This window comes from Micromonospora sp. LOL_014, assembly GCF_048060245.1.
Taxonomy (GTDB): Bacteria; Actinomycetota; Actinomycetes; order Mycobacteriales; family Micromonosporaceae; genus Micromonospora_E.
The window spans coordinates 87,348-103,837 of sequence record NZ_JBHMIP010000004.1 but is presented as its reverse complement, the minus strand read 5'-3'; the positions used below and the strand labels follow the sequence as shown (position 1 = coordinate 103,837).

The window sequence follows — 16,490 nt, the reverse complement described above, 5'->3', positions numbered from 1 at the left end:
CCGAGACACAGCATGCCTATTGCGGCACACCGCGTCAAAAGGGTAGCCGGTCGCGGTCAGCTGGTCGCGCTGAGCAGCCCGCGGAGCCACCCGGCCTGACCTACGTGCTGCAGGTCGTCGTTGGCCACGCTTACCAGCCGTGCGCCGAGGGTGACCGGCGGGTTCCACCGTTCGTCGACGATCCGGTCCAGGTCGGCGTCGGTCAGGCCGACCAGGAACCGCCGGGTCCGGTCGGCGACCGCCATGTAGTAGTCGACCAGCACGGCGGCGCTCTCCGGCGCCACCGCCGCCACCTGCTCGGCGCTGTGCCCGTACCCGGTGTCGGCCGGATCGGCGGTCAGGCCGAACCGCCGCGCCCAGCCGTCGCCGACCCAGACCTGCGGCTCGCCGATCACCTCGGCCAGATGGTCGTCCTGGACCCGGGTCAGGTGCCAGACCAGCCAGCCGATCGGGTTCGTGCCCGACCCCGGCGACCAGCGCAGCTGCTCCGGGCCCAGGCCGTCGACCGCCGCGCGGACCAGCTCGGGCAGCCGGTCGAAGGTCTCCACCAGCAGTGCGCTCGCATCCACCGTGCCTGTCTCCTCCCTGGAGCGTCGATGTCCCCGGTCCTGGGCTGGGCCGTGGCGGACCCTGCCCGGCCGGCCACGGCGGCCGTAGGCTATCAGCGCGCCAGGGCCCGCTACCTGCTCTTCCCCGGTCGGCACCACGTTCTCACCCGGTTCCAGGCCGACTATCTGAGCCGGCTGGCCGTCCGCGAGGCTGCGGCGTCCGACGGGCCGTGCACCCTCGTCTGGGCGGTGACGTCGGCCAACCACGGCAACACCCGGCGCAACCCGGTGCCGTACCACCGGCTCGCCCCGGTCGCATCCCGGTCCACCCTGAATGGTCGTCCGATGGACTGGCCGCTCACCCACGTCCTGCTGGTGGCCCGCCGGCCGGTGAACAGCTGAGCGGTCAGAGCCGCTCGAACGGTTCGGCGTAGCGGAACCGGCCCGGTGTCAGCGTGGCCCCGCCCAGCGGACGGGCCTGAAAGTAGGGCCCCCACCGCGGATCGGGCGCGACGATGCCGAACTCGCTCGCCGGCCGCAGCCCGAACCGGCGGTAGTACGCCGGTTCGCCGAGCAGCGCGACGAGTGTCTCGTCGCGGGCTTCGGCGGCGGCGAGCACCGCGTGCGTCAGCGCCGAGCCGACGCCGGCGCGTTGCCGGTCCGGGCGTACCGCCAGCGGGCCGAGGCCCAGCACCGCCCGGACCGCCGCGACGTCGCCGGCTCGTTCCCGTCTGACCAGCATGGCCGCCATGCGATCAGGCCGGGCCCCAGGCCGGCAACCGGATTCAAGGCGCGGCTTGGGACAATGGAACGCGATGCTCATCGACCTGTACGACGTCATCCATCGGCGCCGTGACGTGCGGGCCGAGTTCACCGGCGCGCCGGTGCCGGACGAGGTGCTGCACCGGGTGCTGACCGCCGCGCACGCCGCGCCGAGTGTCGGGCTCACCCAGCCGTGGGACTTCGTGCTGGTGCGCGATCCGGCGGTGCGTGACGCCTTCCACGCACATGTGCAGCGGGAACGGCAGACGTTCGCGCAGACCCTCGACCCGGTCGCGGCGGCCCGGTTCGCGCACATCAAGATCGACGGGGTACGGGAGGCCACCCTGTCGATCGTGGTGACCTACGACCCGCAGCGAGGCAGCCCGGCGGTGCTCGGCCGGCACGCCATCGCCGACGCCGGCCTCTACTCGGTCTGCCTGGCCATTCAGAATCTCTGGCTGGCGGCCACCGCGGAAGGTCTCGGGGTCGGCTGGGTCTCTTTCTACCGGGAGCCGTTCCTGCGGGACCTGCTCGCCATACCGGCCGGCATCCGACCGGTGGCCTGGCTCTGCATCGGGCCGGTCAGCCGGCTCGCCGACGAACCCGACCTGGAGCGGCACGGCTGGCGGCGGCGCCGGCCGGTGACCGACGCCGTGCACCACGACCGGTGGTGAAGCCCCGCAGAGCCTGCCGACCACCGGCGTTTGCCAAAACGGCAAGAAAGTTTGCCGCTACGCTGGCAGCGGCGGATCGTGGGTGCCGGAGGTGGTCAGGATGGCTGACAACAAGGTGGGGGGACCCACGTACCGGGTCGCCGTGGCGGTGATCGGCGGCGGTGCCGCCGGGTTGAGCGCGGCGCTGACCCTGGCCCGGGCCCGGCGGGCCGTGATCGTGATCGACGCGGGTGAACCCCGCAACGCGCCCTCGGCCGGCGTGCACGGCTTCCTCAGCCGCGACGGCATCAGCCCGGCCGGGCTGGTCGCCGCAGGCCGGCAGGAGGTCGAACGGTACGGCGGCGTGGTGCTGCCCGGCCGGGCGGAGGCGGTCGAGCGGGTCGACAGCGGATTCGAGATCAGCCTGGCCGACGGCCGTACGGTGGCCGCCCGGCGGCTGCTGTTCGCCACCGGCGTGGTCGACGAACTGCCCGACATCCCCGGGCTGCGGGACCGCTGGGGCCGTGATGTGCTGCACTGCCCGTACTGCCACGGGTGGGAGATCCGGGACCAGCCGGTCGGGGTGCTCGCCACCGGCGAGATGGCGCTGCACCAGGTGCAGCTGTTCCGGCAGTGGACCTCCGACCTGGTGCTGTTCACCCACACCGGTGTCGACCTCACCGACGAACAGGCTGAACAGTTGGCGGCCCGCGGCGTCCGGGTGGTGCCGGGCGAGGTCGTCGGGCTGGAGGTGACCGACGACCAGCTCACCGGGGTACGGCTGGCCGACGGGACCGTGGTGCCCCGGTCGGCGGTGACCGTCGCTTCCCGGCTGCGGGTCGACTACCGGCTGCTGACCAAGCTGGGGGTGCCGGTGACCAGCCATCCGAGCGGGATGGCCGAACAGGTCGAGGCGGACCCGACCGGCCGTACCCCGATCCCGGGAGTCTGGGCGGCCGGCAACCTGACCAATCCGTTCGGCCAGGTGATGGCGGCGGCTGCGGCCGGCACGATGGCGGCCGCGGCGGTCAACGGCGACCTGGCCGAGGAGGACACCGCCGACGCGGTACGCCGGCACCGGGCCGCCGCCGCCGGCGAGGACGACTCCGGCCTGTCGGTGCACCACGGGCCGGCGGACGTGGCCGCCATGGTCAGCCAGGAGTTCTGGGACGAACGGTACGGCTCCGTCGACCGGGTGTGGAGCGGCAACCCGAACCCGCAACTGGTCACCGTCGCGACCGAACTGCCTGCCGGCACCGCCTGTGACGTCGGCGCCGGCGAGGGCGCCGACGCGATCTGGCTGGCCGGCCGAGGCTGGGAGGTGACCGCCGTCGACGTGTCGGCGGTGGCGCTGCGGCGCGGTGCCGAGCAGGCGGCGACGGCCGGCGACGACGTGGCCGGACGGCTCACCTGGCAGCCGGCCGACCTACGGACCTGGGATCCCGGACCGGACCGGTTCGATCTGGTCACCGCCCAGTTCATGCACCTGCCGGACCCGGACCGGGCGATGCTGCACCGCCGGCTCGTTGCGGCGGTACGCCCCGGCGGCACCCTGCTGATCGTCGGCCACCACCCGTCCGACCTGGACGTGCCGGGGCTGCGCCGGCCCCGGATGCGGGACCTGCTGTTCACCGCCGAGCAGGTGGCGGCGGTGCTGGACCCGCAGGAGTGGGCCAGCATCCGGGCCGAGACGGTACCTCGGCCGGGCATCGACCCGGACGGAAACCCGGTGACCGTCCACGACGCGGTGCTGCACGCCGTCCGCCAGCGCTGACAGACGCCCACCCGGCGGTCCGGGCGGACGTCTGTCAGCAATGATCGGCAGTTCCCAGCCCTTAGTACAGGACGAGGTCACCACCGGACGCGGTCAGGTTGATCTCCTCGGTGGCGGTGCCGGTCCAGCTCGACGAGAACATCAGCGTGTCACCGTCCCAGACGGTGATCCCGATCTTGTCCAGCTGGCCCGGCCCGCTGACCAGCGTCGCGCTCACCCGCATGGTCAGTCCGGTCGCCACCGCCACCGGCTGCTGCGGGGTGGACAGGTCGAACAGCGTCACCTGGTAGCGCAGCTGCGCCGTGGCTGGTCCACTGCCGAGAGCGTACGAGCCGTACGACTCCAGAACGTTGCCCTGGAACTTGTACCGCTGGTCGCCGGAGCGGTAGCCGACCAGCACCTTGCCGACCAGCCTCTCGCCGTAGGTGATCCGGCCGTCGAGGTCGAACTCGATCCGGTGATCCGGGTCCAGCGGGTAGGCGCCAGCGGTCGACTCGCTGCGCAGGTAGCCGTCACCGAGGAACCGCAGCCTGGTCGGCGGGGAGACGGTCACCGTCGCGGTGACGGACCCGGTGTAGCGGCCGTCGACCGTGGCGGTCACCGGGTGGTTGCCGACCGGAAGGGTCGCCGTACAGCTGGCCATCCCGCCGGTGCGGTCGCTGCCCCACAACTTCACCTCGGTGGCACACAGTGTGGTGTCGCCGCTGGTGAAGGCGAGCTGGGCACCTCGGACGTCGCCGGCCTCGGCGCTCACCGCCGTCCGCAGCAACACCTGCGCCTGCTCCGCGCCACCCTCCGGGTGCACCAGCGTGTCCCCGGTGTACGCCAGCTCGGCCGCGCGGACCTGGTCGATGCGGATGTCGGCGTCGTTGAGGTCGAAGAAGACGTTGCCGACCGCTTCGATCTTGATCCGACCGGTGGTGGTGTCGATGTTCGGCATCGTCACCGTGGCGGTTCCGTTGTTCGGCACCGCCTCGGCCAGCACGTACGGGAAGGTCTTCGCCCCATCCGTCGACAGCGAGATCCGCACCTGCGCCGCGTTCACCGGCGCCGCGTCGGTGCCGGCCACGTCCCAGGTGACCTCTTGAGTGGACCCGCCGAGGTAGAACGCCGGCGCCGGCTGGGAGGTGACCAGGAACGGACCCGCCTGCGGGGCCAGCACGACCTCGGTCTCAGCGTTGCCGACCCCGCCGCCGCCGATCCGGCCGTCGCGGGCGGTCAGCTTGAAGCGCATGGTCCGGTCGTTGGCGAAGCCGACCCAGTCGGCGGTCGGCAGAAACTCCGAGTAGCAGTCGACCAGCGCCTGCGGCAGGTTCGACGCGCTGCCGCTGCCCGGCGGTGCCGGCGCCGCCGGGCAGGCCCCGGTCACCGCGTTGGTGTTGCCGGCCAGGATCTGCGCCATGTCCGGGAAGACCCGGGTCGGGTCGTCGTCGACCGCGTTCAACCCGGGGGAGTAGTACTGCTCGGTGTCGTCCGGGCCGACCAGCGCCGCCGTGCCGAACACTCGGAACAGCGGTCCGTTGGTCTTGACGTTGTCGGTCAACGCGGTGCCGGCGTTGCTGACTCCGGCGATGCCGCCGCGGTCGTTCTGCTCCCACAGATAGGTCAGGGCGTCACCGTCGGCGTCGGTGGCGCTGCCGGTCAACGCGAACGGGGTCCGTACCGGGATGGTGAACTGGTCCGGCACGGTCACCACCGGGGCGTGGTTGGTGGTCTCGGTAACCTGCCAGCCGCCGTTGTCGACCGGGCCGCCCTTGGCGGTCTCACCGACGAAGCCGTCCATGCCGGAATAGGGGATCAACTCCAGCGGCGATACGTTGGTCTGCGCCACGGCTCCGCCGTTGAACGTCACCTGGAAGCCAGTGTTGTCGAGCGCGCCGACACCGCCGAACGCCCCGACGGTCACCGTCGCGCCGTCCGGCCAACCGGTCATCGACTCGATCGTCTCCTTGATGTAGGCAGTGGTGTAGCTTTCGCCGTAACCGATCAGCCGGGAGTTTCGGCCGTTGAAGGTGAACTGGAACGAGTCACCGACAGTGTCGAAGTCGCGCAGCGACACCGTCTGCACCTCGTTGATCGCCGGCCGGGACGAGTTCACGAACGTGGTGATCTCGTGGTAGCTGCGCTGCGACCAGTACGGGTCGGTGTGCGGCTGCAGGTTGTCCTGCTGGCAGATGCCCGCGTACGCCATGATCGACGAACCACTGCCCGGCTCGTACGAGTTGGCGGCGCTGCGGTTGCCGCCGGAGCAGTTCCACTGGGTGCCGTTGAAGGTGTGGTTACCGGCGAACTGGTGGCCGATTTCGTGCGCCACGTAGTCGACGGCGTAGAAGTCACCGATCGGGTTCGGCAGGCCGGTGCAGCCGCGCGCCTTGCCGTCGCCGCCGACCACCCCCAGCCCGGCGACGCCGCCACCCGGCAGGCCGAAGCCGATGTGCCCGACGTCGTAGCTGCTCGCCCCGACCAGTTGGCCCAGCACGATCCGGTTGCGGTTGAGCGTCGCGCCGGAACAGCCGGTCAGCTGCGCCTCGGAGAAGCACGGCGCGGACCCGCACGGCCCGTCCGGGCCGGTGGCCGCCGCCACGGTGTTCAGGTTGGTCTTGTCGGTGTCGTTGATCAGCACAAGCCGGATCGCGGTCTCGTCCTCGTAGATCTGGGTGACCCGGTTGACCAGCGTCACCTTGGCGGCGGTCACGTTCTGCGCGCCGAAGTAGTCGGCGTACGACGGGTCGGTGAGCAATGCCAGCCGGTAGGTGCGCAGCTTGACCAGCGGACCGGCCGGGTCGTCGGCCTGCGCCTGGTCGATCTCCGCGCCGACCTGCTCGGCGGCCGCGTCGACGTCGCCCCGCTCGGTCAGCGGGCCGTGCCGGTTGACCAGGTCACCGGCGTGGTAGCTGGCATAGACGCTCTGGTCGCGATGGTACGGGTCGACGTACCAGGACCCGGTCGACGAGCGGACCGAGGCGTGGAAGCCGAGCGGGGTCAGGTCGGCCCGGATCGTCGCCGTCGGGTCGTCGACGCCGGTGCCGGCGTACGTGCGGATGTCCGGGTGCCGGGCGGCGAGCCCGTCCTGCATCACCGGAGAGTCGACCACCGCGAACCGTTGCACCACGCCGTCCGGGTCCGGCACGGCCAGCACCAGCGGTGCCGTCGCGGCGGCCCGGTCCGACTCGTCCGGCGCCCGGTCCAGCTGGGCGGCGATCACATCCCGGTCCAGGGTGTACGCCGCGAACCGGTGTGCCTGGATGTCCTGGGCGCGACCGGACCGGCTGGCCGTCGGTACGTCGTCGAGCACGGCCCACGGGGTGCCGGCGATCGGCGTACCTTCCTGCGGCGCGGCACTGGCGGCCGACGTCGGGCCGACCGCCGGCAGCAGCGCCGCCGCGACGACGGCGACGAGCAGGGCGATCAGGCGGCGGTTGCCGGACCGGCCGGTCCCGGGCGGTGGCTGCGAACGGCCGTTCGGCGACGAGTGGCGCCTCGTCGAGGGCTTCCTCAAAATGTCTCCTCGGGAGTCCGTGACGATCCACGACCCGAACGGCCAGGGGTGCGCTGGTCGATAAGCCGTGGCTCTCAAGGGTCGAGAGTCGACGCTAGGCCCCGAGCAGCGGGTACAGCCATCATCCGTACGGATGAGACGGTGCATGATGGCCGGTACTGCGAGACCGGCTCACGTGACGAGCGGAGCCGATCTGCCCGTGACGAGCGGGGCGGCCTACTTGAAAGCGGTGAGGAACCGGTCCCGGAACGAGTCCATCTGCCACACCGGGGCCTGCGGACCGGGGCGCAGCCCTTCCTGCCAGTCCCAGCCGGCGACCCGGTCGAGGACCGCCTGGTCGCTGGTGACGATGGTGACCGGCACGTCGTGGCTGGCCCCCGGACCGGTCACCACCGGCGCCGGCTGGTGGTCGCCGAGGAAGACCACCACCAGATCGTCGTCGCCCTGCGACTCGATGTAGGAGATGATCGTGCTCAACGAGTACGCCACCGCCTTCGGGTAGTCGCTGCGCAATCCGTCCTCCGCGGACTTATTGGCCTGGCCGGCGGCCATCGCCTCCCGGTCGAAGACCGAACCGTCCCGGACCGTGTTCCAGTTGACCAGCTGCGGCAGCGGGGTCCACGGCGCGTGGCTGGACAGCAACGCCACCTCGGCCATCACCGGCTGGTCGTTGTCGCGCCGTTCGAAGCGGTCGAACGCCGACAGCACGTACTGGTCGGGGATGGAGGCGAAGTTGAACCTGTCGCCCGCGTACCCCATGTTGCGCGAGTCGTAGACTTGGTCGTAGCCGAAGAACGCCCCCTCCGGCCAGGCCCGGCTGTTGCCGGGGAAGAAGCCGGCGACCCGCCAGCCGGCGCGTCCGAACGCCCGGGTCAACGTCAGCCGGTCACTGGTCACCAGGCTGCGGTAGCGCTGCTGGTTGTCCACCCACAGCCCGGACAGGGTGCTGGCGTGCGCCAGCCAGCTGCTGCCTCCGACCGTTGACGAGGTGAGGAAAGCGCTGCGCGACTGGTAGCCCCGCGCCGCCAGCCGCTGCGTGCCGTCGTCGAGCAGGTCACCGATCAGTGGGCTGAAGTCGGGGTGGGTGACCGCGTCCCGGCCGTAGCTCTCCACGAACGCCAGCAGCACGTCCTTGCCGCGCAGCGCGGTCAGCAACTCGTCGGCGGGCACGTCCCGGAACGCGTCGACCGCCGCCAGCTCGGCGAACTCCTGCCGGTCCTGCAGGCTCGCGCCGATCTGCATGGTGTGGTCGTACGCCAACCGGGCGGTCGCCCGGTCGGCGACCGGCAGCCCGATCGTGCGCCACTCGTCCTGGTAGACCACCACCTGCGTACCGAGCAGGGCGAACACCAGCCAGCCGGCGGTCAGCGCACCGACCGTACCGCCGCCGATCCGTCGGTGTGCGGCCAACAGCCGGGCCAGCCGCAGCGTCGCGGCGACCAGCAGCGTCAGCACCCCGATCGTGAGCACGACGGTGCCGACCGCCGCGCCGACCGCCGCGGCCCGGCCGTAGGAGGCGTCGACGAACCGGTATCCGTCGGCCAGCAGACCCCAGTCCAGGACCGGGTCGAACGGCCGGTCCAGCACCGAGAAGAAGCCGATGTCGGCGACCTTCAGCGTGATCAGTACGCCGAGCAGCGCGCCGAGCGTGGCAGCCACCGGGGTGCGGACCCGGCCCGGCAGCACCAGCAGCAGCGCGGCGGCGACCAGCGCCTCGACCGGAATGCGGGCGAACGCGACCGGGACCACCAGATCCAGCTGGTATGGCAGGGTCATCGCGGCCAGCACGCCGCCGACCGCCAGCACGTCGGTCGACCGTCGGGCGGTACGCCGTACCCGCTGACGCCATCCGCTGGTCGGCGGTGCCGTCTCGTCCGCCGCCGTCGTCTGGTCCGCCGCCGTCGTCTGGTCCGCCGCCGTCGTCTGGTCCGCCGCCGCCGTCGTCTGGTCCGCCGCCGCCGTCGTCTGGTCCGTCACGTCGTCGGCGGTGACCGGGGCGGAGTTCGTGGCGGAGGACAAGTTGGGACCTTCCTGGTAGTCGGCCAGGCGGTGCGCCTGCCGGACCGGACTCTGCACGATATCCGTACCACCGGGCACCCACAAATACGCACGACCAGCCGGACCGGATCGATCTGCGGACCACCGGCTTGCGGCCGTGACCGGTCCGCCGCGTCGACCGGTCTACTTCTGCATGGACCAGTTGCGGACGTACTTCGACCGGGCGCTCGACGACGAACCGGCACCTGCGGTGCCACCGGACGACCTGGCCCGAGCGGCCATGGTCGGCGGGAGCCGACTACGCCGACGCAGACGGCTCACCATCGGCGGTGCCGCCGTCGCCGTGACCGTCCTCGCCGCCGTCGCAGCTAGCCTGGCAGCACCCGTCCGGGACGCACCGGCCCCGGTGCCGGCGCAGGCGGCGATGCCGTCGGTCTCGCCCGGCTGTGAACTGGTGCGTCCCACCACCGCTGAGGCGGCGACCGAAGCCGCCGTCTACCTGAGCGTCAACGTGACTGCCGAGCAGCGGCGCGCTGTCGACGCGGCGCTGCGGTCCAATCCGCAGGTTGGGTCGGTGGCGTTTGAGAGCCGGCAGGACGCCTACCAGCGGTTCATTCGGCGGTACAAGGACGATCCTGCCGTTTTGCTCGATCATCCAGACCTGATGGAGAAAGTGACCCCGGACCAGTTGCCAGAGTCCTTCCGGATCACCTTGGCGAACCCATCGGCGTATCAGCAGGTCAGCGGCGGACTACAGGCGATGCCCGGTGTCGAGACGGTCACCGGCTGGTTCTGCCTGTACGGCACGGACAAGCAGGTGGACGAGTGAGTGGGGTTCGGGTCGTAGCGCCGGTCGCTGCCGACCTACCGGTGGAGCCGGCACCGACGAGGTCTGAGCGCGGCGGCGGACCGCTGGCCCGGTGGGCCGCCAGCCGTCGGAAGCAGCGAGTGGCCGGGGACGAGGCGTTCACCGCGTTCGTCGTCGACGCGGCTCCCCGGCTGCGCCGCGTCGCGTACCTGATGTGCCGGGACTGGCATCTCGCGCAGGATCTCACCCAGATCACCTTCACCCGGATGTACGCCTCGTGGAACCGGATCTGGCCCACGGCGAACCTGAACGCGTACAGCCGTCGGGTCCTGATCAACGCGGTCTCCGACGCGATGACGCGGCGCAGCCGCACCGAGGTGCTGCTCGCCGAGCCGCCCGAGCCGGCGGGCCGGCCCGCCGGCTCGGGCGGCTCCACCGAACTGCAGGTGGCGTTGCTGCGTGCGCTGGCGGAGATCCCGGTGCGCGACCGGGCGGTGCTGGTGCTGCGGTACTGGGAGGACCAGAGCGTGCAGGCCGTCGCCGAGATCCTCGGCATCACCACGTCGGCGGTGAAGATGTGCAGCATGCGGGCGCTGCAGCGGCTGCGTACCGTCCTCGGCGAGGACTTCCCGACCAGCTGATCGGAGCCGCGCCCTAGGCTGGGCGGCATACCACCCGCGTCGACCTCGCCGTACCGGCCGACGTCGCAGTACCACTGGACTGCTCGCCGCCCCGAACGTGCCGGCGTTCCACGACGTCGCGATGCTGATCGCGATGGTCGCGGTGGCGACCCACGCCGGCCCACCGGTGTACGACTGGCTTGCCGGCGGGTTGGTGCTGGTCGGGGTCGTGGTGGTGGCTGTTGGCCGGGTGCTGCTCCAGGAACTGCGCCATCCGGCGACGCCGCCGGTCTGGATCGTCTACGGTGCTGTTCCAGCGTTCCGCTTGCACGAGCGGCCAGTCCACCATGTTGTCCAAGTCGTCGAGCGCCGTGGTGAAGGCTGACGTTGCGATCGCTGCGTTGTCGTCGGTCGCGAGCCACGCCGCACCAGCCTCCACGACCGCACCGACTGTCACAGCGAGGTAGACCAACGGGCGGTCGCCGTCCGCGTACCGGCCGGCGATGCTGTCGCGATGGTCGCAGGCAATCCGATACATCATGGGTGAACGTGGGGCGAAGTGGAACGGGACGTAGTCCCCAACGTAGCCCCGTGGGCCGATCGGGATCCGCCGTCGGCGGCGAGAGTCCTTGATCGCGGGATCGCCGACCTCCGTGCGCATGATGCCGGCGCGGGCGGAAACATCGCAGGCCAACGGCCTTCTGCAGAGATACTGGCATGATTGTCGATGTCGGTGAAGTGCAGTATCCATCGGCTTCGTGCGGACGTCGACGCCGCTGGGGACATCTGGGTCAAACCTCCGCTGACGTGACCGTGAGGACGGGAGTCTATCGGACTGCCTGTCTGCGAGCGTCGAAGCTCTGACCTGGGGTGGTGGCGCGCCCGGTAGGGTTCGAACCTACGACCTTGGGATTAGAAGTCCCCTGCTCTATCCGCTGAGCTACGGGCGCTTGCTGATCTTCGTCCTAGCGTGCACATAGTAGTGGTCGCAAGTTGCCGTGACGAGTCAGTCGGTCTCCGGTAACCCTCGGTCGACCGGGCGTTGCGCCCTTACCGGTTGACCAGGGTCCGGGCCAGCCGGCTCGGTGGTGAAGTAGCCACGCAGCCAGCGGTCCAGCTCGCTGAACAGCTCGTCGCGGGCCGGCTGGTGGGACAGGGTCAGGTCGTGCAGGCCGCCGTCGATGCGGACCACGGTGACGTGCCGGCCGAGCCGGGGGGCCCACCGGGCCATGTGCTCGACGTCGAGTACCGCGTCGGCCAGGGTGGCCGAATCGTGCCAGCTGTGGCTGCGGTAGGACCGGGAGGAACAGGCCAGCAGGACCGGCGCGGTGATGTGCAGTCCGGCACGTAGCCGCCGCTGGGCGCGTCGGATTGCGGTCAGCCAACCGGCCCGCACCGGGAACCCGGCGAGCGGCTTCCACTCCAGGTCGTAGTCCCAGTGTCCGCGCTGGGAGGCGTGCACGCTCTGCCCGTACACCCGGGAAAGCCCGACCGGGACGACGCGGTAGGGCGAGCGGCCGGTGAGGCGGCAGATGGCCGCCGCTACCGGCCGGCGGAGCAGCCACGGTGCGTTGAGGTCGAAGAACGGGCTGTTCAGGAACAACCCGTCCGGTGCGATGCCCTGGCTGGCCCGCGCGTTGGCCCAGATCGCGGCGATCAGCCCACCGGTCGAGTGGCCGTTGACCAGCAACGTCTCGTTGCCGTCCTGCTCGCGGATGATCCGGGCGGCGGCGTCCAGTTCCGGAAAGTAGTCGCTGAGGTCGCGGCAGAAGTTCGGGGTCTGGTGCGGCAGCAGGCTCCGGCCGTACTTGCGCAGGTCGAGGGCGTAGAAGTCCCAGCCGCCGCGGACGAAGTGGTCTGCCAGATGGGTCTGGAAGAAGTAGTCGACGAAGCCGTGCAGGTAGAGCACCGCCCGCCCGGCCGGGCGGTCCGCCCGGCGGCGGACCAGGGTCGCGACGACCGGACCCTCGTCGTCCGGGTCCAGTTCGATGACCTGCTGCTCGTACGGGGGTCCGAGGATGTCAGGCTGCACGACCTTGACCGTACCGCCGGACGGTTACCTCCGGGTAGCACCGCGCTGCGCGTCGCACAATCATAGGCGGCACTGGCGGCGGCCGAGCGGCGGTGCGCGGCGCGAGGAGGTGCGAGATGAAGGCCGAACAGGCGACGGCGTTCCTGCGGGCGAATCATCGGGCGGTGCTGGTGACCCGGCATCCGGACGGCCGGCCGCAGACCAGTCCGGTGCTGGTCGCGGTCGACGACGCCGGTCGGGTGCTGGTCAGCACCAGGGAAGGCGCGGTCAAGGTCCGCAACCTGCTGCGCGACCCACGAGTCACGTTCTGCGTGACCACCGACCGGTTCTTTGGCGACTGGGTGCAGATCGACGGAGAAGCAGAGGTGGTACGGCTGCCCGAAGCCCTCGACGTGCTGGTCGACTACTACCGACGGATCTCCGGAGAGCATTCCGACTGGGACGACTACCGGGCTGCGATGCGCCGCGACAAGCGGGTGGCGATCCGGGTGAGCGTCACTCATGCCGGTCCGGACGTGCACAGGTGATGGTCCGGATGAGCCCAGGCAACTGCCTGGACGGCCGGCGCGTAGAGCCCACGGGCACGGCAAATGCGGCGGGTGGGGTGTTTAGGTTGGTAGAAGCTCCAGGAGTTCGAGGATCCGTCGGTTCTTGCGGGCGTTGTATCGCAGGGCGGCGTCGATGTTGGTGGTGTCGTGGATTCTGAGCAGGCTGACCACTACGTTTTGGGGGTCTACTGTAGTGGGTAGGAGGCCTGCTGAGTGAACTCAGTCTTCCCAAGTTCATGGCCAAGAGCCGGTCCGAGGTCGGTAGCTGAGCCTACCGGTCACCACCGGACACCGTCCGACCTCCACCCGCCGGTTCCGATGCGCGTCTTAGCAGATCAACTCGGTATCGGAGCGGTTGTCCACAGCCGGGGATCTGTCCACAGCGCCGCCGGACCGTGGCTGGCCGGCAGGGGTGCCGTCCATCAATGCTGAGCATCGAGTCGACTCGATCAGATCAATCCGACGAGCCCCTTGCGGAGATGCGATGTTCGATACGTACGTGACGGTCGTGACAGATCGCAGACAACGAAGACGTCTACCAGCGGAAACGCACCTCAACGCGGTCCGCTTCCGGCTCCCGCCACCTCGCGGCGGCCCGCACCACGACCCGGTCGACGACCGACCGTAGCGCCTTGACCCGGTCGGCGTGCGTCGCCTCCGGCAGCTTCCACAGTGCCAGCAGCGCGTCGACGCCCCGCGCGGCCACCTCCGGATCCGGCGACTCGTCAACGTCGCCGAGCCGGGCCAGTTCGGCGGCGGCAGTCTGTTCGGCGTCGCGCAGCTCTGCTAGGGCCTGCTGGTAGACCTCCACCGGCAGACGCGACATCGCGTGGTCCTTGGCGAGCTTGACCATCGCCTGCCGGGCGTCCGCGACCTGCCGCTCAAGCGTGGCCCGATCGGCACGTGCCGCCGACAGCTGCGCCAGCCGAGTCGCCCGGGCAACGTGGTCGGTGCGCAGCCGGGCGGCCCAGTTGGCCACCTGCCGCAGCACCTCCGCCTCCACCCGGGCAATCAGCGGCCGGCCGACACCGGGGCAGGTGCCGCCCTTGACGTCGCCCCGGCCGTGCCCGTCGACGAGCCGGGAGCCTTGCCGCTGCAGCCCGTGCCCGTCGGGGCAGACGGCCAGTCCGACCATCGACCAGGTGGGTGCGAGGTGACGGGGCGGTACGCCGGCCTCGGCGGCGAGACGCCGTTGTACCCGTTCCCAGGTGTCGGGGTCGGTGAGGGCGTCGTGGGTGCCGTCGAGGACCTGGCCGGCGGCGACAACCTTCCCCAGGTACGACGGGTTGCGCAACATCTTCTTCACGTTCGCCGTGATCATCGGCTTTCCCCTGATCGCAGCCAGGTAGCCGGCGATCTCGCCGACCGGGTCACCAGCGGCGTACCTCCTGAACACCTCGGTGACCGCCGGCCCGAGCGTGGGATCCGGGCGCAGCTGCCGGTTGACCTTGACGTAGCCGAGGGGTCGGCCGTGGTGTTGGCCGCGTTCGGCGCGGCGGGCGATGGTGCCCGACCAGCCCCGCCCGATCTCGCGACTGCGGTACTGGGCGATGTTGAGCATGTTGATGAGCATCATCTCGCCGGCCGGCGTGGAGGTGTCGATCTGCTCGGTGGCGCTGATGATGGTGACTCCGGCGTCGGCGAGCTCACGGAGGAACAGCAGCGACTCGAGCACGTTGCGGCCCAGGCGGCTGACGTCGTAGACGGCGATCGCATCGATCTGCCGGGCGAGCACCATCGCCCGAATCCGCTCGATGCCCTCGCGGCTGAAGTGGCGGCCGGTGCGGTCGATGTCCTCGACGACGGCGATCTCCCGCATCCCGGCGACAACACGTCTCATCGCGCCGAGCTGCACATCGGGTGAGTGGAAGTCGTCGCCGGCGCGGCCCATCAGCGCGGAGACGCGGACGTAGAGCGCGACGCGGCCGGGTTGGTCGGGGACGGCGGCCAGGGATCGGCGGGGCATCAGCTGGCCGTACGGTCGGCGCCCGGTTGCCGGTCGGCGAGGTCCGCGAGGTAGCGCAGCGTGGCCCGGATGGTCGCCTTCTCCGCCTCGGTAGCATGGGCGGACCTGAGCCGTCGAAGGATGATCCGCACGTCCTCGTCGAACTCATCCTCGCTGACGAGACCCGAGTGGCTCGCCGCCCGGAGAGCGGTTGAGACGTCGTCGCCGAGAGCCTCAGCTATGGCCTGGACGCTGGCCATGTTCGCCCCCGCCTTGCCAGACATCCACTTGAAGATCGTTGCTCGGTGGACCCCGGACTCGCGGGCGAGCTTGGCGACGCTCCAGCCGGGTCGCTCCGTCATCCGACGGAGATACTGCGCCCAGCTCTCGCGGATTTCTCGACCGTCGCTCATATGCATACGGTAGGCCGCCGCGTGCGGGTCATGGTGGTTCGGTGGACGTCGTTGTTTCGCGGCGCTACTGCGCAGATCAACCCGCTGTTTGGTGCGTCGCGATCCAACGACTACAACCCTCTGCGCCATGGCCATCTACCCCTCGCCTGTCGTGTAGATGCGACGATACGGCAACTTGTGGACAGTTGACCAGCCCGGGGTTCGGTGGCAAAAAAGTCGCGCTATCGCGCCGATCCTCTTGCGTCGCGCTATCGCGTCGGTCTACGGTGTCGACATGCAAGCGTCGTGCAATGGCGACGCATCGGCCACCCCGAGCGACGCGAAGATTCGTCTCCGCCTCGAGGTGTACGACGCGCTCGCAAACCAGAAAAACGTCCGGCATGTCGTAGCCCAGGCACGCCTCCACGGCATCGGCAGACAGCACATGTTCAACATCCGCGCCGGTCGACACCTGCCTAGCCTGCCGCTCGCGATGCGGATGGCTGCCGACATGGGCACGACCGTGGACGCCCTGTTCGAGCAGGTTGCGCCGTGAGCCGCGTCGTCGCGCCGATCGACCCCGACACGCCCGCCGGCCAAGCTGCCGCCGACGCCCTGTCGCAGGCGCTCGGCGAGATCTACGCCGGCATCGCCCGGCGGCGGGCCACCGCCAAGGGTCGGCCGCCCTCGCCGCAGCCGAAGCCGCCCTCGCCGCCGCCGTACGCCCCAAGGCCGCCGGCAGCACCGCAGACGCCGCCGCCGCCAGCTGGGCCGCGCACGACGCAGGACGCCGCCTGATGCGCCGTCCGTACCCGCGCCGCCTGTCGGCCCTGCTCCAGGCGCTGATCCTCGCCGTCGTGCTGGCCACGGCGCTGCCGCTCGGCCTGTAGACCCCCGGCCGGCGCGCGCAC

The 16,490-nt window shown here is 70.7% G+C and carries 16 protein-coding genes and 1 tRNA gene; 8 read left to right on the top strand and 9 right to left on the bottom strand.

Annotated elements, in window-relative coordinates; genetic code table 11:
- Positions 1-56 precede the first annotated feature (56 nt).
- Positions 57-569, bottom strand: coding sequence for a mycothiol transferase (locus ACFHW1_RS05230; RefSeq protein ID WP_416556191.1), 513 nt, complete (start codon positions 567-569; stop codon positions 57-59).
- Positions 570-596: 27 nt separating this feature from the next.
- On the opposite strand from ACFHW1_RS05230, the gene ACFHW1_RS05225 reads away from it, so the two are divergent.
- The gene (locus ACFHW1_RS05225; RefSeq protein ID WP_416556192.1) at positions 597-950 is read left to right on the top strand and encodes a hypothetical protein; all 354 of its coding nucleotides are present in this window, start codon (positions 597-599) and stop codon (positions 948-950) included.
- Between the two features lie 4 nt (positions 951-954).
- On the opposite strand, the gene ACFHW1_RS05220 is transcribed toward ACFHW1_RS05225, so the two are convergent.
- Complete coding sequence (locus ACFHW1_RS05220) at positions 955-1,290, bottom strand: GNAT family N-acetyltransferase (protein ID WP_416556193.1); 336 nt, start codon at positions 1,288-1,290, stop codon at positions 955-957.
- Positions 1,291-1,369: 79 nt separating this feature from the next.
- Between ACFHW1_RS05220 and bluB the strand changes: the two genes are divergently transcribed.
- Positions 1,370-1,984 (top strand): 5,6-dimethylbenzimidazole synthase, encoded by a 615-nt coding sequence (gene bluB, locus ACFHW1_RS05215; RefSeq protein WP_416556198.1) that lies wholly within the window; start codon positions 1,370-1,372, stop codon positions 1,982-1,984.
- A gap of 100 nt (positions 1,985-2,084) precedes the next feature.
- Positions 2,085-3,737 carry an FAD-dependent oxidoreductase gene (locus ACFHW1_RS05210; protein ID WP_416556194.1) on the top strand — a complete coding sequence of 551 codons (1,653 nt, stop codon included), beginning with the start codon at positions 2,085-2,087 and terminating at the stop codon, positions 3,735-3,737.
- A gap of 61 nt (positions 3,738-3,798) precedes the next feature.
- On the opposite strand, the gene ACFHW1_RS05205 is transcribed toward ACFHW1_RS05210, so the two are convergent.
- Positions 3,799-7,236: a M12 family metallo-peptidase gene (locus ACFHW1_RS05205; protein WP_416567771.1), complete on the bottom strand. Its 3,438-nt coding sequence runs from the start codon at positions 7,234-7,236 to the stop codon at positions 3,799-3,801.
- Positions 7,237-7,452: 216 nt separating this feature from the next.
- Positions 7,453-9,312 (bottom strand): sulfatase-like hydrolase/transferase, encoded by a 1,860-nt coding sequence (locus ACFHW1_RS05200; RefSeq protein WP_416614990.1) that lies wholly within the window; start codon positions 9,310-9,312, stop codon positions 7,453-7,455.
- 79 nt (positions 9,313-9,391) lie between these two features.
- On the opposite strand from ACFHW1_RS05200, the gene ACFHW1_RS05195 reads away from it, so the two are divergent.
- Both ACFHW1_RS05195 and ACFHW1_RS05190 read left to right on the top strand, forming a co-directional pair.
- Positions 9,392-10,063 (top strand): permease-like cell division protein FtsX, encoded by a 672-nt coding sequence (locus ACFHW1_RS05195; RefSeq protein WP_416557144.1) that lies wholly within the window; start codon positions 9,392-9,394, stop codon positions 10,061-10,063.
- Positions 10,060-10,683, top strand: a complete 624-nt coding sequence (locus ACFHW1_RS05190) for a SigE family RNA polymerase sigma factor (RefSeq protein WP_416567769.1) — start codon at positions 10,060-10,062, stop codon at positions 10,681-10,683. The genes ACFHW1_RS05195 and ACFHW1_RS05190 overlap by 4 nt, the downstream gene beginning before the upstream one ends.
- Before the next feature lie 13 nt (positions 10,684-10,696).
- On the opposite strand, the gene ACFHW1_RS05185 is transcribed toward ACFHW1_RS05190, so the two are convergent.
- The 3 genes from ACFHW1_RS05185 to ACFHW1_RS05175 form a co-directional block, all read right to left on the bottom strand.
- Positions 10,697-11,323: a DUF4433 domain-containing protein gene (locus ACFHW1_RS05185; protein ID WP_416567768.1), complete on the bottom strand. Its 627-nt coding sequence runs from the start codon at positions 11,321-11,323 to the stop codon at positions 10,697-10,699.
- Between the two features lie 213 nt (positions 11,324-11,536).
- A tRNA-Arg gene (locus ACFHW1_RS05180) sits at positions 11,537-11,612 on the bottom strand.
- Positions 11,613-11,668: 56 nt separating this feature from the next.
- Complete coding sequence (locus ACFHW1_RS05175; protein ID WP_416567767.1) at positions 11,669-12,694, bottom strand: alpha/beta hydrolase; 1,026 nt, start codon at positions 12,692-12,694, stop codon at positions 11,669-11,671.
- Positions 12,695-12,810: 116 nt separating this feature from the next.
- On the opposite strand from ACFHW1_RS05175, the gene ACFHW1_RS05170 reads away from it, so the two are divergent.
- Entirely contained in the window at positions 12,811-13,221 is a 411-nt protein-coding gene (locus tag ACFHW1_RS05170; RefSeq protein ID WP_416557148.1) for a PPOX class F420-dependent oxidoreductase, read from the top strand.
- 556 nt (positions 13,222-13,777) lie between these two features.
- Here ACFHW1_RS05170 and ACFHW1_RS05165 read toward each other — a convergent pair.
- Complete coding sequence (locus ACFHW1_RS05165) at positions 13,778-15,208, bottom strand: recombinase family protein (protein ID WP_416614988.1); 1,431 nt, start codon at positions 15,206-15,208, stop codon at positions 13,778-13,780.
- Positions 15,208-15,600 carry a helix-turn-helix domain-containing protein gene (locus ACFHW1_RS05160; protein ID WP_416614986.1) on the bottom strand — a complete coding sequence of 131 codons (393 nt, stop codon included), beginning with the start codon at positions 15,598-15,600 and terminating at the stop codon, positions 15,208-15,210. The genes ACFHW1_RS05165 and ACFHW1_RS05160 overlap by 1 nt, the downstream gene beginning before the upstream one ends.
- 274 nt (positions 15,601-15,874) lie before the next feature.
- On the opposite strand from ACFHW1_RS05160, the gene ACFHW1_RS05155 reads away from it, so the two are divergent.
- Both ACFHW1_RS05155 and ACFHW1_RS05150 read left to right on the top strand, forming a co-directional pair.
- A complete protein-coding gene (locus tag ACFHW1_RS05155; protein ID WP_416614984.1) occupies positions 15,875-16,135 on the top strand; it encodes a hypothetical protein in 261 nt (86 codons plus the stop codon).
- The gene (locus ACFHW1_RS05150) at positions 16,132-16,377 is read left to right on the top strand and encodes a hypothetical protein (protein ID WP_416614982.1); all 246 of its coding nucleotides are present in this window, start codon (positions 16,132-16,134) and stop codon (positions 16,375-16,377) included. Before ACFHW1_RS05155 ends, ACFHW1_RS05150 begins: the two co-directional genes overlap by 4 nt.
- Positions 16,378-16,490: the final 113 nt, after the last annotated feature.